13 protein-coding genes are annotated in these 16,255 nt (G+C 65.2%); 10 read left to right on the top strand and 3 right to left on the bottom strand.

Annotated elements, in window-relative coordinates; all coding sequences use genetic code 11:
• Positions 1-3: 3 nt before the first annotated feature.
• From U4Y90_RS15710 to U4Y90_RS15670, 9 genes are read left to right on the top strand one after another with little or no spacing between them, the layout of a single operon-like run.
• Positions 4-864, top strand: coding sequence for an alpha/beta fold hydrolase (locus U4Y90_RS15710; RefSeq protein WP_415749359.1), 861 nt, complete (start codon positions 4-6; stop codon positions 862-864).
• Complete coding sequence (locus tag U4Y90_RS15705) at positions 861-1,721, top strand: IclR family transcriptional regulator (RefSeq protein ID WP_321795747.1); 861 nt, start codon at positions 861-863, stop codon at positions 1,719-1,721. The genes U4Y90_RS15710 and U4Y90_RS15705 overlap by 4 nt, the downstream gene beginning before the upstream one ends.
• A complete protein-coding gene (locus tag U4Y90_RS15700) occupies positions 1,718-2,533 on the top strand; it encodes an SDR family oxidoreductase (protein ID WP_321795745.1) in 816 nt (271 codons plus the stop codon). The genes U4Y90_RS15705 and U4Y90_RS15700 overlap by 4 nt, the downstream gene beginning before the upstream one ends.
• Positions 2,526-4,193 carry a thiamine pyrophosphate-binding protein gene (locus tag U4Y90_RS15695; RefSeq protein WP_321795743.1) on the top strand — a complete coding sequence of 556 codons (1,668 nt, stop codon included), beginning with the start codon at positions 2,526-2,528 and terminating at the stop codon, positions 4,191-4,193. Before U4Y90_RS15700 ends, U4Y90_RS15695 begins: the two co-directional genes overlap by 8 nt.
• Complete coding sequence (locus U4Y90_RS15690) at positions 4,186-5,010, top strand: aspartate dehydrogenase (RefSeq protein ID WP_321795741.1); 825 nt, start codon at positions 4,186-4,188, stop codon at positions 5,008-5,010. Before U4Y90_RS15695 ends, U4Y90_RS15690 begins: the two co-directional genes overlap by 8 nt.
• Positions 5,011-5,024: 14 nt before the next feature.
• Positions 5,025-6,515, top strand: coding sequence for an aldehyde dehydrogenase (locus tag U4Y90_RS15685; RefSeq protein ID WP_321795738.1), 1,491 nt, complete (start codon positions 5,025-5,027; stop codon positions 6,513-6,515).
• A gap of 10 nt (positions 6,516-6,525) precedes the next feature.
• Complete coding sequence (locus tag U4Y90_RS15680; RefSeq protein ID WP_321795736.1) at positions 6,526-7,491, top strand: VOC family protein; 966 nt, start codon at positions 6,526-6,528, stop codon at positions 7,489-7,491.
• Positions 7,484-8,701 (top strand): NAD(P)/FAD-dependent oxidoreductase, encoded by a 1,218-nt coding sequence (locus U4Y90_RS15675; RefSeq protein ID WP_321795734.1) that lies wholly within the window; start codon positions 7,484-7,486, stop codon positions 8,699-8,701. The genes U4Y90_RS15680 and U4Y90_RS15675 overlap by 8 nt, the downstream gene beginning before the upstream one ends.
• A 28-nt stretch (positions 8,702-8,729) precedes the next feature.
• Complete coding sequence (locus U4Y90_RS15670; RefSeq protein ID WP_321795840.1) at positions 8,730-10,148, top strand: MFS transporter; 1,419 nt, start codon at positions 8,730-8,732, stop codon at positions 10,146-10,148.
• Positions 10,149-10,783: 635 nt separating this feature from the next.
• On the opposite strand, the gene U4Y90_RS15665 is transcribed toward U4Y90_RS15670, so the two are convergent.
• The 3 genes from U4Y90_RS15665 to sauS all read right to left on the bottom strand — a co-directional run bounded on the left by U4Y90_RS15665 (position 10,784) and on the right by sauS (position 15,280).
• Complete coding sequence (locus tag U4Y90_RS15665; RefSeq protein WP_415749358.1) at positions 10,784-12,124, bottom strand: MFS transporter; 1,341 nt, start codon at positions 12,122-12,124, stop codon at positions 10,784-10,786.
• A 61-nt stretch (positions 12,125-12,185) separates the two neighbouring features.
• The gene (locus U4Y90_RS15660; RefSeq protein WP_321795732.1) at positions 12,186-13,820 is read right to left on the bottom strand and encodes an AMP-binding protein; all 1,635 of its coding nucleotides are present in this window, start codon (positions 13,818-13,820) and stop codon (positions 12,186-12,188) included.
• A complete protein-coding gene (gene sauS, locus U4Y90_RS15655; protein ID WP_321795731.1) occupies positions 13,817-15,280 on the bottom strand; it encodes an acylating sulfoacetaldehyde dehydrogenase in 1,464 nt (487 codons plus the stop codon). Before sauS ends, U4Y90_RS15660 begins: the two co-directional genes overlap by 4 nt.
• A 210-nt stretch (positions 15,281-15,490) precedes the next feature.
• Between sauS and U4Y90_RS15650 the strand changes: the two genes are divergently transcribed.
• Entirely contained in the window at positions 15,491-16,252 is a 762-nt protein-coding gene (locus U4Y90_RS15650; protein WP_321795729.1) for an IclR family transcriptional regulator, read from the top strand.
• Positions 16,253-16,255 lie beyond the last annotated feature (3 nt).

Genomic DNA, 16,255 nt, shown 5'->3' with positions numbered 1-16,255 from the left:
GTCATGAACATCGAGACGCTCGCGTGTTTTCCGGACATGCAGATCGATACCGCGCACGGCATCACGGGTTATCGCGAGGCAGGTGCGATGCATCTGCGCACCCTGCCCGTCGTGCTGCTGCATGGGATCGGGTCGGGCGCGGCGTCGTGGGTCCGGCAACTCGACGCGCTCGGCATGAAGCGTCGCGTAATCGCGTGGGATGCGCCGGGGTATGGCGCGTCCACGCGTGTCGCGAGTGAAGCGCCGAATGCGTTCGACTATGCGCAAGCGTTGAGCGCGTGGCTCGATGTGCTCGATATCACGCGCTGCGTGCTCGTCGGCCACTCGCTCGGTGCGATCGTCGCGGGTTCGCTCGCAGCCGACGCGCCTGAACGCGTCGCGGGACTGTTGCTGATATCGCCTGCCGCGGGCTACGGCGCGGCGTCGAAAGAATTGCGCGAATCGAAACGCGACGCACGCCTGACGATGCTGAACGAACTCGGCCCGCAAGGACTCGCACGCGAGCGCTGCGCCAACATGCTATCGCAACACGCCGATGAATCCGCGCGCGAATGGGTTCGCTGGAACATGGCGCGCATCGTGCCCGAAGGCTACGCACAGGCGACGCATCTGCTCGCGAACGCGGATCTCGCGGCGGACATCGCGCGCTTTCACGGCCGCATCGCGGTTGCGGTGGGCGCGGAAGACACGATCACGCCGCCCGCCGCATGCGAGCGCATCGCGCAAGCCGCGCGTGTCAGCCTGCAAGTGATGCCGCGTGCGGGGCATGCAGGTTATGTCGAATCGCCCGCCGCCTATACGACGCTGATCGACTCGTTTTGCCAAAGCATCGAATGTCACCTGAAAGACGGAGTACCGCAATGACATCCCTCGCCACAGAAGAAGCCGACAAGGGCGAACCGACCTACATCGTGCCGGGACTCGAACGCGGGCTCAAGATCCTCACCGAGTTCTCGCCGCGCGAACCGGTGCTCGGCGCGCCCGAATTGTCGCGCCGGCTCGGCATCCCGCGCACGACGGTGTTCCGCCTGTTGCAAACGCTCGAATCGCTCGGCTTTCTGGAGCGCGCGGACAAGGATCGCAACTATCGGCTGGGGGTCGCCGTGCTGCGTCTCGGCTTCGAATATCTGAGCTCGCTCGAACTGACCGATCTCGGCTTGCCGATTATCGAAGCCTTGCGAGACGCAACCGGTCTCACGAGCCACATTCTCATTCGCGATGGCCGCGATGTCGTGTTCGTCGCCAAGGCGCAGAGCCACGCGCCGATCTTCAGTTCGGTGAAGGTGAATGTCGGCACACGCCTTCCCGCCCATGCGACGACGCACGGACACGTCCTGATGGGCGATCTTTCGCTCGATGAACTGCGCGCGCTGTATCCGGAACCGCATCTCGAACGCTTCACGCAGTCGACGCCGGAAACGGTCGAAGAACTGTACGAGCGCGTGAAAGAAGACGCCGAACGCGGCTACGCGACGAGTCAATCGTCCTTCGAGCGGGGCATCTCGGTCGTCACCGCGCCGGTTCGCAACGACACGGGACGCATCGTCGCCGTCATCACGACGACGATTCCGCGCCCCGAGATCGATGCCGCATTGCTCGGCAGCGGCCTCATCGACAAGGTGCGCGACGCCGCCGATGCGCTTTCGATGCGTCTGAACTATCGTCCGGCCGCGCGTTCTCCCGTGTCGAGCCGCTATATGAAGTCTCTGGGGCTGCAATGATTCAAATCGATCTCACTGGACAGGTTGCGGTCGTGACCGGCGGCTCGTCGGGCATCGGCTTCGCGACCGCGCGATTGTTCCTGCAAGCGGGTGCATCGGTGGCCCTTTGCGGGCGCGACGGCGAGCGGCTCGAACGGGCGCAAGCCTCGCTCGCGCAGGAATTCCCGCAAGCGCCGCTGCTCGCCGCACGCTGCGACGTGCTCGACGCCGAACAGGTGAACGGCTTCGCCGCGCAAGTGATGACGCGCTTCGGCCGCGTCGACATGCTCGTGAACAACGCCGGCCAGGGCCGCGTGTCCACCTTCGCCGATACCGCGGACGACGCGTGGCGCGACGAGCTGGAACTGAAGTACTTCAGCATCATCCGTCCGACGCGCGCCTTTCTGCCGATGCTGAAGGATGCGCCATCGCCCGCGATCGTCTGCGTGAACTCGCTGCTCGCGCTGCAACCCGAGCCGCATATGGTCGCGACGTCGTCGGCGCGCGCGGGCGTGCTGAGCCTCGTGAAATCGCTCGCGACGGAACTCGCGCCGCAGCGCATCCGCGTGAATTCGATTCTGATCGGCATCGTCGAATCGGGGCAATGGAAGCGTCGCTACCAAAACTATCTGAACGAAAGCGCCGCTGACCCCGCGCGCCAAAGCTGGGCGCAATGGACCGGCGAGCTCGCGCGCAAGAAAAACATTCCGCTCGGCCGCTTCGGCTTGCCCGAAGAAGCGGCGCAGGCACTCTTCTATCTCGCAACAACGCTGTCGTCGTACACGACCGGCAGCCATATCGATGTTTCCGGAGGCTTTGCTCGTCATGTCTGAAAAAACCACGGTCGGCGAACTGATCGCCGCGTTCCTCGAACAATGCGGCGTGCGCACGGCGTTCGGCGTCATCTCGATCCACAACATGCCGATCCTCGATGCGATCGGCCGTCGCGGCAACATCCGCTATGTCGGGGCGCGCGGCGAAGCGGGCGCGTTGAACATGGCCGACGGTCTCGCGCGCGTGTCCGGCGAACTCGGCGTCGCGTTCACGTCGACCGGCACGGCTGCCGGCAACGCGGCGGGCGCGATGGTCGAAGCGCTGACTGCCGGCACGGCGCTGCTGCATGTCACGGGGCAGATCGAAACCGAATATCTCGATCAGGATCTCGCGTATATCCACGAAGCGCCGGATCAGTTGTCGATGCTGCAATCGATCTCGAAGGCCGCGTTTCGCGTGCGCACCGTCGACACCGCATTGCCGACGATCCGTGAGGCCGTGCGTGTCGCGCTGACCGCGCCCGCGGGTCCGGTGAGCGTCGAGATTCCGATCGACATCCAGGCCGCCGAAATCGAATGGCCCGCCGATCTGGCCGCGCCGCACGTCGGCGCGCTCACGCACGACAGCCTGCGCGTGAAGCAGCTCGCCGATGCGCTCACGAACGCGAAGCGCCCGTTGCTGTGGCTCGGCGGCGGCACGCGCCATGCGCGCAGCGCGGTCGAGCGTCTCGTGAAGTTGGGCTTCGGCGTCGTGACGAGCGTGCAGGGCCGCGGCGTGCTGCCCGAGGATCATCCGGCGACGCTCGGTGCGTTCAACGTGCATCCGTCCGTCGAAGCGTTCTACAAGACGTGCGATGCGCTCGTCGTCGTCGGCTCGCGTCTGCGCGGCAACGAGACGCTGAAGTACAAGCTCGCGCTGCCGCAACCGCTCTATCGCGTCGACGCCGATGCGCTCGCCGACAACCGCGGCTATCGCAACGAGCTCTTCGTGCATGGCGATGCATCGCGCGTGCTCGACGAACTCGCGACGCTGCTCGAAGGCCGCATCCGCATCGATCCGACATTCGCGGGCGATCTCGCCGCCGCGCGCGAAACGGCCGTCGCGGAGGTGTCGAAGGGACTCGGACCGTACAAGCGTCTCGTCGATTCGCTGCAACGCGCCGTGGGCCGCGACTACAACTGGGTGCGCGACGTCACGATCTCGAACAGCACGTGGGGCAATCGCCTGCTGAAGATCTTCAATCCGCGCGCGGGCGTGCACGCGCTCGGCGGCGGCATCGGCCAGGGCATGCAGATGGCGATCGGCGCGGCGCTTTCTGGCGCGGCGAAGAAGACTGTCGCGCTCGTCGGCGACGGCGGCCTCATGGTGAACGTCGGCGAACTCGCGACCGCCGTGCAGGAAAAGGCCAACGTGATGATCGTGCTGATGAACGATCAATGCTATGGCGTGATCCGCAACATTCAGGACGCGAACTACGGCGGCCGCCGCATGTTCGTCGATCTGCATCAGCCGGATTTCGCGCAGTTCTGCGCGAGCCTCGGCCTCGCGCATCGCCGCATCACGTCGCTCGATCAGGCCGATGACATCGTGCGCGAAGGACTCGCCATCGAAGGTCCGGTGCTCGTCGAAGTCGACATGCTGTCGGTCGGCTCGTTCGCCACCGCGTTCGCCGGCCCGCCCGTGAAGAAGGAAGAGCCTAAGGAGCCGGAATATGCGTGATCCCCGCCATGCGCAGCATGCGATCGACATCGCGATGATCGGCTTCGGCGCGATCGGCTCGGCGGTGTTCCGTGCGCTCGACAATGATCCGCTCGTGCGCATCTCGCATGTGATCGTGCCCGAGCGTGACCGCGATCACGTGCGCTCGGTGCTCGGCCATCACGTCGATGTAGTGTCGCGCGTCGATGCGCTCGCTACGCACCCCGAATTCGCGCTCGAATGCGCCGGACACGCGGCGCTCGTCGATCACGTCGTGCCCTTGCTGAAGTCGGGCACGGATTGCGCGGTTGCGTCGATCGGCGCGCTGTCCGAAGCCGGTTTGCTCGATGCACTGTCCAATGCCGCCGACGAAGGCGCGGCCACGATCACGCTCCTTTCGGGCGCGATCGGCGGCGTCGATGCGCTCGCCGCCGCGAAGGAAGGCGGCCTCGACGACGTGCAGTACACCGGCCGCAAGCCGCCGCTCGGCTGGCTCGGCACGCCCGCCGAAGCGCTGTGCGATCTGAAGTCGCTGACCGAGGAAAAGGTCATCTTCGAAGGCAGCGCGCGCGATGCCGCGCGGCTCTATCCGAAGAACGCGAACGTCGCCGCGACCATCGCGCTGGCGGGCCTCGGGCTCGACGGGACACGCGTGCGCCTGATCGCCGATCCGGCGGTCGAGCGCAATGTGCATCGCATCGTCGCGCGCGGCGCGTTCGGCGAGATGTCGCTGGAAATGTGCGGCAAGCCGTTGCCGTCGAATCCCAAGACATCCGCGCTCACCGCATTCAGCGCGATCCGTGCGTTGCGCAATCGCGCCGCGCGCTGCGTCATCTAAGGAGCTTCTCGAAGATGAATCATCCCGACACTTCGCTCGTGACATCCGGCGATATCTTTATCGGCGGCGTCTGGCGCAAAGGACGCGGCAATCAGTACGCGAGCCTCTATCCCGCCGATCAATCCGTCAACGCGGAGATCAGCACCGCCGATGCCGACGACGCGCGCGAAGCCGTCGAGATCGCGGATCGCGCTTTCAGAAAGGCCGATTGGGCCGGATTGAAGCCGCATCAGCGCGCCGCCGTTCTGCATCGCATCGCGAGTCTGATCGAGGCGCGTCATGAAGCGCTCGCGCAATTGCAGCGACGCGACAACGGCAAGCCGATCAGCGAAACGCGCGCATTGGTGACGAGCGCGGCCAGCACGTTCCGCTACTTCGCGTCGTGCCTCGAAACGCTCGAAGAAGAACTGACGCCCTCGCGCGGCGACTATCTGACGATGAGCGTGCATGAACCGCTCGGCGTCATCGCGGCCATCACGCCGTGGAATTCGCCGATCGCATCCGATGCGCAAAAGCTCGCGCCCGCGCTCGCGGCGGGCAATGCGGTCGTGTTGAAGCCGGCTGAGGTCACGCCGCTCGCATCGCTCGCGCTCGCGCGCATCTGCGAGGAAGCGGGCGTGCCGAAGGGCGTCGTGAGCGTGCTGCCTGGCAAAGGCTCCGTGATCGGCGACGCGCTCGTGCGTCATCCGCTCGTGAAGAAAGTCGCGTTCACGGGCGGCACGGAAGTGGGCCGCGGCATCGCGCGTCTCGCGGCGGACAAGCTGATGCCGGTATCGCTGGAACTGGGCGGCAAGTCGCCGACCATCGTCTACGCCGATGCCGATCTCGATCATGCGGTAAGCGGCGTGCTGTATGGCATCTTCAGCTCGTCGGGCGAATCGTGCATCGCGGGTTCGCGGCTCTTCGTCGAGCGCAGCGTGTATGGCGAGTTCATCGCGCGTCTCGTCGATGGCGCGCGCAAGCTGCGCGTCGGCGATCCCACGCGCGAGAACACGCAGATGGGTCCGCTCATCACGGCGCAGCATCGCGAGAGCATCGAACGATATGTCGCGCTCGGTCTCGAGGAAGGCGGCACGCTGTTGTGCGGCGGAGAACGTCCGACGGGCGATGGCCGCGAAAAAGGCTTCTTCTATCTGCCGACGATCATCGAAGGTCTCACGAACGATGCGCGCATGTGCCAGGAAGAGATCTTCGGCCCGGTGCTCGCCGCCCTGCCCTTCGACGACGAAGCCGCGCTGCTGCAGCAAGCGAACGACAGCGTGTTCGGCCTCGCCGCCGGCATCTGGACGCGCGACTACAAACGCGCATGGAACGTCGCGCGCGCGTTGAACACCGGCACGGTCTGGATCAACACCTACAAGCAGTTTTCGATTTCGACGCCCTTCGGCGGCTGGAAGGACAGCGGCATGGGACGCGAGAAAGGCCGCCTGGGCCTGCGCGAGTACATGCAGCAGAAGAGCCTGTACTGGGGCTTGAACGATGCCCCGCTGCCGTGGGCGAACTGAAGGAGTTGCCATGACGATCCTTGGCATTGAACGAATCACCTACGGCGTGACCGATCTCGACACCTGCCGGCGCTTCTTCGCCGACTGGGGCCTGAAGGAAGTCGCGCACGATGAAACGCGCGCGCGTTTCGAAACCCTCAACGGCTGCGAAGTGCTGCTCGCGCGCTCGGACGACCCATCGCTGCCGCCCGCATTCGAAGGCGGTCCGACCTTGCGCGAAGTCACGTGGGCGGTCGCGACGCGCGACGAACTCGACGCATTGCGCGGACGCTTCGCGGGCCAGCCCGGCCACGTCGAAACCGATGACGCGGTGGGATGCATCGATCCGAACGGCATGGCGATTCGCATCGAAGTGACGAAGAAGCGCGACATCGACGTAAAGGGCTCGCCGTCGAACGTGTGGGGACAGACCTTGCGCGTCGATACGCCGAGCCCTGTCTATGAACGCGCGGAGCCGGTCGAAGTGGGCCACGTCGTGTTCTTCACGAACTGCGTTGCGGAGCAGGAGAAGTTCTATCACGAGCTGCTCGGCTTCGAGACGTCAGATCGATATCCGGGACGCGGCGCGTTCATGCGCTGCGCGCCGCACGGCGGGCATCACGATCTGTTTCTTCTGCAACTCCCCGATGGCAAGCGCGGCCTGAATCACGTCGCGTTCACCGTGCGCGATATCCACGAAGTATTCGGCGGCGGCCTGCACATCAGCCGCTGCGGCTGGACCACGCAGCTCGGGCCGGGACGTCATCCGGTTTCGTCGGCGTATTTCTGGTACTTCAAGAATCCGGCGGGCGGCCTCATCGAGTATTACGCGGACGAAGACGTGCTCACGCCCGACTGGCAGCCGCGCGAGTTCGAACCGGGCCCGACCGTGTTCGCCGAATGGGCCGTCGATGGCGGTCTCGACGGCAACACGCGCCGCCAGAAGGACGCGAAGGCGCCGGAAGGCAAGTTCATGACGGAGCGCAAAAATGGCTGATCTTCAGACAGTCGTCGTGATCGGCGGCGGACAGGCGGCGGGATGGATCGTGAAGACGCTGCGAAAGGAGGGCTTCGACGGCCGCCTCGTGATGATCGCCGACGAGATCCATCTGCCTTATGAGCGTCCGCCGTTGTCGAAGGCCGTGCTTGCGGGCGAAGCGGATATCGAAACCGTGCGTCTCGTCGATCACGATGCGTTCGCCGAGTTGAATGTCGAAGCCTGGCAGCCGGAATGCGCGACATCGATCGATCGCGACGCGCGCATCGTGCGCACCGCGAGCGGACGCGAGGTGCACTACGACCGGCTCGTCATCGCGACGGGCGGCGCGGCGCGGCGTCTGCCGCAGACGCTGGTCAAGACTTCGCACCTCGCCTATCTGCGCACGCTCGACGATGCGGTACATATCGGCAAGCGTCTGCGCGAAAGCCACAGCAAGCGCCTGCTCGTGATCGGCGGCGGATGGATCGGCCTCGAAGTCGCGGCGACCGCGAAGAAGCTCGGCGTCGACGTGACGGTGATCGAAGGCGCGCCGCGTCTGTGCGGACGTTCGGTGCCCGAGAGCGTGTCGGATTTTCTGCTGAAACTGCATCGCGATAACGGCGTCGATGTGCGGCTCGGTGCATCGCTCGTCTCGCTCGACGACTTCGAGAGCGGCGTGCGCGCGCAACTCGCCGATGGCACGACGCTGGATGCCGACTTCGCTGTCGCGGGCATCGGCCTCGCGCCGCATACGGAGATCGCGGAGCGCGCGGGCATAGAGGTGAACGACGGCATCGTCGTCGATGAATTCGGCGCGACGAACGATGCGAACGTGTTCGCGTGCGGCGATGTCGCCAATCATCCGAACGCGTGGCTCAAGCGCCGCGTGCGCCTCGAATCGTGGGCGAACGCGCAGAACCAGGCGATCGCGACGGCGCGCGCGGTGCTCGGCGTGCGCACGCCGTATGCGGAGATTCCGTGGTTCTGGTCGGATCAGTACGACGTGAACCTGCAGATTCTCGGCGACATTGCGCCGGGCGCGACGCCTGTCGTGCGCGGCGATCTGGAGGCGCGACGCGCGTCGCTGTTCTTTCTCGAAGGCGACGCATTGCGCGGCGTCATCGCGATCAACGCGACGCGCGATCTCAAGGTCGCGAAGAAATGGATGAGTCAGGGGCGCGCGGTCGATATCGCGACGCTCACGGATACCGCGAAAGCACTGGCATAACACATAGACGGGAGCAGGCATGAGGAGCATGGGCAATACGGCCGTCCAGCACGGCGGCACCGCCACGACAGTCGCCGATGCGGCTGCGGCCGCTCACGCGGTCACGAAGGGATCGATCATCGCGCGCATCGAACGGCTGCCCGCCAACGCGATGCAGGTGCGCGCGCGTATCCTGATCGGCGCGGCGACTTTCTTCGATGGCTTCGATGTCATCGTCATCGCGGCGACCTTGCCGCTGCTGATCCAGAGATGGGGGCTTACGCCGGGGCAGGTCGGCTTTCTGATCGCGTCCGGATCGATCGGGCAACTGATCGGCGCCTTCCTGTTTCCGTCGCTCGCGGAACGCTTCGGGCGCGTGCGTTCGATCGCGTGGAGCTCGGGCATCATCGGCTTGACGAGCATCGCGTGCGGATTCGCGCCATCGTTCGCTGTGTTCGTCGCATTGCGCATCGTGCAGGGGCTCGGGCTCGGCGGCGAATTGCCCGTTGCCGCGACCTACATCAACGAGATCACGCGCGCGCACGGACGCGGGCGCTTCGTGCTGCTCTATGAGATCGTGTTCCCGATCGGCCTGCTCGCCTCGAATGCGCTCGGCGCGTGGATCGTGCCGCGTTTCGGCTGGGAAGCGATGTACTTCATCGGCGGCATTCCGCTCGTGCTGTTCTTCCTGCTGCGCACGCTGGTGCCGGAGTCGCCGCGCTGGCTCGGTGAACGCGGCCGCATGAGCGAAGCGGGCGATGCACTCAGCGCATTCGAAGCGACCGTGAAGCAACCGCTGCCGCCGCTCGGCAATCTCGCCGAGTTCGAAGCGATGGCGAATCGCCATCCGAAGCGTCGCCGTCTCGATCTGATCGGGCCGGCTTATCTGAAGCGCACCATTGCGGTCGCGCTGCTGTGGATGACGTGCGGCGTGCTTCAGTACGGCCTCTCGACATGGCTGCCGACGATCTACAAGACCGTGTATCACGCGCCGTTGCAGCTCGCGTTGAACCTCGCGGTGGCGGCGTCGGTGCTCGGCGTGCTCGGCTCGCTGACGTGCGCGCTGATCGTCGACAAGGTCGGGCGCAAGCCGGTCATCAACTGGTCGTTCGTGTTGTGCGCGGTGTCGCTGGTGTGCGCGGGCGTGTTCGTCACGCAGTCGGTATATGTGGTCGCGACGTTCTGCGCGCTCGCACTCGGATTCATGGCGTGCGGCTTCATCACCGCTTATGTCTATACGCCCGAGTTGTACCCGACCAGCATCCGCGCTTTCGGATGCGGACTGGGCGGCGCATGGCTCAAGATCGCGGCGATCTTCGCGCCGGCTCTCGTCGGCAAGACGCTGATGGGCGGGAACATGAACATCGCGTTCTATGGGCTCGCGGTGGTGCCGGTCGTCGCGGCGGTTGCGGTGCACTTCATGGGCATCGAGACGAAGGGCAAGGTGCTGGAGCAGCTGGAGGCGTGAGGGGTTGGATGGGGGGCCTGGCGGCGGGTGCTGCCGGGCCTTTTCGACCGTAGATGTTGGATTGCGCCGGCCCCGCACTTCGACGGGAGCTGCGGTCCGCGAAGAGGAAAAAGACGCGCGATCAAGCGATCGCTGCAGCAGCATCCAACGAAACGTCATTCCTGGCCAGGCTCCGGTCCGGAACATAAGAGACGTTGCCGAAGTACATTATTCGCCAGTTCTGGAGCCTTGACATGTCCAGTCCAAAGCCCGCCACGGAATCATGGACGAGATAGTCGAAGAAGGCGAGTAGCGTTTGCCTGTTTGCCTCGCTCATCTGTGATGCCGCTTCAAGAGCGGTCGCCAAAGCGGCCTCACGTCAGTTCCTACGCAAAAATTACTTTCGCCTTGCTCGCCAATCGCGAGAAACGCTCTACCTATTCGCGGAAATGTGATGAAAGGCATCGGCAACGCCGATCGTGCTCGCGCATGGCGAGCGGCGCCGCGCCCGCGGAAATTCGGCTCGCGCATTCGGAAGACGGCAATCTGACGATCGAGTTCATCGATCGCGCCGAACCTGCGCGTGCCACGGCCTGAAGCCAGAGCGTATGCGAGGGGACGATCCGAAGCCGCGTCCCCTCGCCTCAGAGCACGCGCTACTTATGCCATTGCCCCGCCCCGCCCGCGAACGCGGGCACGCCCATCTCCTCGCGGTTTTGCGCTGCGCGCGCCTCATCGGCTTCGACGGTCTTGCTGGTGTCGATGAAGAGCGCCGCGACCGCGCCGACCGCGAGCAACGCGGCTGAGATCGTGAACGGCACGTTATAGCTGCCGGTCTGCTGGATCAGATAGCCGAAGGCCACCGGCGACACCATGCCCGCCAGACCGAAGCCCGTGTTCATCATGCCGCCCGCCGTGCCGGCATACTTGCCCGCGATATCGAGCGGCAGGGTCCACAACACCGGATTCGTGATCTCGAGGAAGAAGAACGATGCCGTCAGGAACCACACTGCCGTGATCGGGCTCGGCGCGTTGACCATCGGCAGAAGGAAGGCCAGCGAACCGCCCATGCCGACGACCAGAACGCTGCAACGCGCGAGACGCAGCCGGCCCGTCATCCTGAAGATGCGATCCGAGACCACGCCGCCGAGCGTATCGCCGATCACGCCCGCGAGCAGCGGCAATGCGGTGAAGAGCGCGAGATGCTTCAGATCGAAACCGCGCGATTCCTTCAGATACGAAGGCAGCCACGTCAGATACACCCACAGCAGCCAACCGTAGCAGAAGTCGACGAACGTCACGAGCCACATGCGGCGAATCAGCATGCGCCACGGCGTCGGGTTCTTTCTGGCGCGGGCGCAGTCGCCCGCGCGATAGCCGATCTCGGCGGTCTCCTCGGGCGTCACGCGACGGTTTTCATCGGGTGAATTGGTGAAGACGAAGAGATACAGCACCGTCCATGCGAGGCTCGCGACGCCCAGCAGAATGAACGCTTCGCGCCAGCCGCTCGCCGCCACGACTGCCAGCACGAGCGGCGGCGTCACGGCGCCGCCCAGCCGCGCGAAGCTATGCGTGATGCCTTGCGCGAAACCGCGCTCCTGCACGGGCATCCAGAACGTGAAGGCGCGCGTCGCGGTCGGAAACGCGCCGCCCTCGCCGATGCCCAGCGCGAGGCGCAACAGCACGAGCATGCCGATGCTGCCCGCGAAGCCCGTCGCGAGCGTCGCCGCGCCCCAGATCAGCGAGAGCACGGTGAGCACGAGCTTCGGCCCGAACCGGTCCGCCAGCCATCCGCCGACGATCTGCATCACCGCATACGGATACGCGAACGCCGAAAACACGAGCCCGAGCTGCACGGACGTCAAGCCCATCTCCTGGCGGATCAACGGCCCCGCCACGGCGATGTTCACCCGGTCGATGTACGAGATGAAGTACATCAGACACATCACGCCGAGAATGATATGGCGCGTCTTGATACGCTGACGATGCTTGTTCACAGTGTCTCCTTCAATCCATCTGATGTGGAATGTCAAGCCGTGAGAGCGAATCCGCCTTTGTTCATCCAGCGGGCTGCGGATTCTGAACGAGCTTCAGGCGCTGCACCTTGCCTGAAGGACCGCGCGGCAATGCATCGGTGAAGCGGAATTCGCGCGGTGTCTTGTAACGGCCGAGCTCGCGCAGACAATGCGCGCGCAACTCGGCCACATCGAGCGAAGCCGCGCCGCCGCTCGGCACGATGTACGCGACGATGTCCTGCCCATAAGCCGCATCGGGCACGCCGACCGCGGCCGCTTCGAGCACACCCGGATGTCGCAGGAGCGCTTCGTCGATCTCGCGCGGCGCGATGTTCTCGCCGCCCTTGATGATCAGTTCCTTCGCGCGCCCGTTGATATAGAAGAAGCCCGCCTCGTCGCGATAGCCGAGATCGCCGGTGCGCAGCCATCCGTCGGCGGTGAACGCGTTGCGCGTTTCGTCCGGGCGCTTGTAATAGCCGCTCATCAACTGCTCGCCGCGCAGCACGAGTTCGCCGGTTTCATGCGCCGCGCATTCGCGCCCGTCGATGTCGACGATCTTCGCCTCGCTGCCCGATGGCAGGCCGATACTGCCGAGCCTTCTCTTCGTCTCATCATACGGATTACTGAATATCGGCGCGGCGGTCTCCGTCATGCCCATCGTTTCGATGATGCCAATGCCGAAGCGCTCCTCGAACGCGCGATGATGATCCGCCGGCAGCGCCGCCGATGCACTACGGCAAAACTTCAGCGCCGAGATATCGCAGCCCTGCGCGCCCTCGCCGTTCAACAGGTACGCGACGATGGTCGGCACCACGTTGATCCACGTGCATCCGGACCGCGATGCCTCGCTCCAGAACGTGCGCGCCGAAAAGCGCGGCGTCATCACGGCCGAGCCGCCATGCCAGAGCGGCGACAGCAACGCGACCACGAGACCGTTGATGTGATAGAGCGGCAACGATACGAGCACGCGATCGTCGTCGGAGAGCCGATGCTCCGCGCTGACGTTGCGCATGTTCGCGAGCAGACTCCGGTGGCTCAGCAGCACGCCTTTTGGCGCGCCCGTCGTGCCCGAGGTGTACATGAGCAGTGCAGTGTCGCCGGGATTCATCGCGCCGGATTCGCTCGCGACGATTCGCGTTCCTGGCGCTTCATCGCGCACGGACGTGATCGTGCGGGCGGGAAGCATCGGGATCTCGGGCAACACGTTCGTATCGGGCGACGTTCGCACGACCGCGATGTCGCGCGTCATGCCCTCGCGACGCAACGCATCGATCGCTTCGACGATGATGTCGTGCGTATCGTCCGCGACGAAAATCGCGCGCGTATCCGAATGCTCGACGATGTAGCGCACCTGCGAAGGCTGGCACAACAGATTCAGCGGGTTGGCGACGAGCCCGCTGTACATCGCCGCGAGGAGCAGCCGCGCGGTCTGGATGCCGTTGCCCATGAAGACGGACACGACATCGCCCGGACGCAGGCCCGCCGCATGAAAACGTGCTTCCAGCGCGAGACATTCCGCGCGCAATGCGCCGAAGGTCAGCACGTCGTCCTGAACGGCGGACAGCACGAACGGCCTGGCGGGCGCGTGTCGGGCGCGCGCGTCGATCAACGCGCGCAAGGTCGGCGCATCGGACGGCGCGCGATCGGGTGAAACGATTCGATCCGGCAATGCGCTCATCGTCCGACCCTCCGGAAGTAAACGCCGAGCAGTGCATCGACTTCCGGCACGCGCTCCGCGATCGGACGTGCGACGCGCGTCACGTTGAGGTATTGCCGGTAACCGAGGTTCGAAGAGAAATTGTTGCCGCCCCACGTGCCGCAGCCCATCGAGAGCGAGAACGGCAGGCCGTTGTCGAAGTTGCCGCCGGTCGCGAGGCAATGCGCCTGATCGACGATCACGCGCGCAACCGGCAATTGCGTGCCGAGCGCGACGGCGAGCGCATCGTCGGCGCCATGCACGCCGACCGAATGACCCGCGCCCATGTAGCCGTAGATGCCGCGCACGATATCGACCGCGTCGTCGATGTCGCGCGCGCGATAGACCGTCAGCACGGGCGAGAGCTTCTCGCCGGAAAACGGAAATTCGGGCCCGTAGCCGCTCTCGTCCACCATCAGGAACTTCGGCTCGCGCGCGGCGATATCGTCGAGGCCGGCTTCGCGCGCGATCGCCGCGGCCGAGCGCGCAGTGCAGCGCGCCGAGAGCTTGCCGTCCTGCCACATGGCCGCCTGCAAGCGAGCCTTTTGCGCGGCGTCGAGCAGCACGCCGCCTTGCTTCGTCAACGCTTCGAGCATGCGCGCGTGGATCGCGTCGACGATCACGACGCTGTTCTCCGACGAGCAGCTCGTCGCGTTGTCGAACGTCTTGGACACGGCGATCTTGCGCGCCGCATCATCGGGATTCGCGTCCGCCGTGACGATCGATGCGACATTGCCCGCGCCCACGCCGAACGCCGGCGTGCCGCTCGTGTAGGCCATGCGCACGTTGGCCTGCGAACCCGTGGCGACGACCAGATCGGCGAGCTTCATCAGCGCGGCGGTCGCGGCCTTGCCGATCGGATGCGGCAGCATCTGCACGAGATCGGGATCGAGACCGGCTTTCGCGAATTCCGCGTGAATGAAGTCGATGAGCAACGCGCACGACGAATAGCCCTTCGGCGAAGGCGCGACGATGACCGCGTTGCCGCACTTGAGCGCATTGATGATCTTGTTCGCGGGCGTCGCGGCCGGATTGGTCGATGGCGTGATCGCCGCCACCACGCCGACCGCGCGCGCGATCTCGACGATGCCGTGCGCCTCGTCGCGTGCGATCACTCCTGTCGTCGCGACGCCGTGCAGATCGCGCAGCAGGCCGAGGGTCTTGCGATGGTTCTTGCGGAACTTGTCGTCGGCATTGCCGAGGCCGGTGTCGCGCACGGCCAGATCCGCGAGCCGCCGGTTGCGCGCAGGCTCCATGATCGCCCACGCGGCGGCGGACGCGGCAGTGTCGAGGGTCTCCTGCCCCGCTTGCTCGAAGCGTCGCTGCGCCGCGCGCGCACGCGCCACGAGCGCCGCAACGGTGCGTTCCACGTCGGGTTCTTGTGTGTTCGGCGCATTGTCGCGGGGACGCGCGAGCGTTGCACCGCTTGCCATGTGATTCATGCGATAGACCTCGGCTGTTGGAAGATTGCAGGTGCTATCCAATCTAGCCAGCCGCGTCTGTCGTGCGGTCCCGTTTTCTGGACTAACGCATGCAGCGAAATCGTCCGCATCGGAAATTCAGGTTTTCGGGACTTCCCTGAGTCCCGAAAACCAGTGTTTTCGACGCACAATGAAATAAAAACGCAAAGCAAGCAGACGGAGACAAGCAACGTGACGTCGAATCAATCGAATGCCGCCGCCGTGCGCGCGTTCCGCGTGCTGGAAACGCTCGCCGAAGCGGATCGCCCGCTGTCGATGTCCGAGCTCGTCGATGCGTTGGGGCTGCCCAAGCAGACCGTGCATCGCATCCTCGTGCAACTGATGGACGCATGGCTCGTGACGCGCGGGGCGAGCGACAAGCTCTACGAATGCTCGGCGCGCGTGCGCACCCTCGCCATCAACGTGCTGATGCATGCGGGCCCCGCTGCAGCGCGTCATGCGCTCCTGGAACAGCTCGTGACGCGCGTCGGCGAGACCTGCAATCTGACGATGCTGGCAGGCAACGACGTCGTCTATGTCGATCGCGTCGAAACGGGCTGGCCGCTGCGCATGCACTTGCAACCGGGCTCGCACGTGCCGCTGCACTGCTCGGCGAGCGGCAAGCTGCTGCTGAGCTTTCTGCCGAAGGAACGACGCGAGCGCATCATCGAACGCTTGCCGCTGCGTTCTTACTCGGAGCGCACGATCACCGACCGCGATGCATTGCGCAAGGAACTGGCGTTGACGCGCCGCCGCATGCTCGCCATCAACAATCAGGAGCATTTGCAGGGGCTCGTCGCGATCGCGGTGCCGGTGATGCTCGATCGCAATCGCGCGTGCGCGGCGATCGCGATTCAGGCGCCGGTGGGACGCGTCGCGCTCGATCAGTTGCTCGCCTTCGAGCCGGATCTGCGCCGCACCGCGGAAGAAACCGCCAAGACGTTCAGAGAATGAAAA

The organism is Caballeronia sp. J97, assembly GCF_905220305.1.
In the GTDB taxonomy this organism is placed as follows: domain Bacteria; phylum Pseudomonadota; class Gammaproteobacteria; order Burkholderiales; family Burkholderiaceae; genus Caballeronia.
The sequence above is the reverse complement of the archived record's forward strand: the minus strand, read 5'-3'. Positions and strand labels throughout refer to the sequence as shown.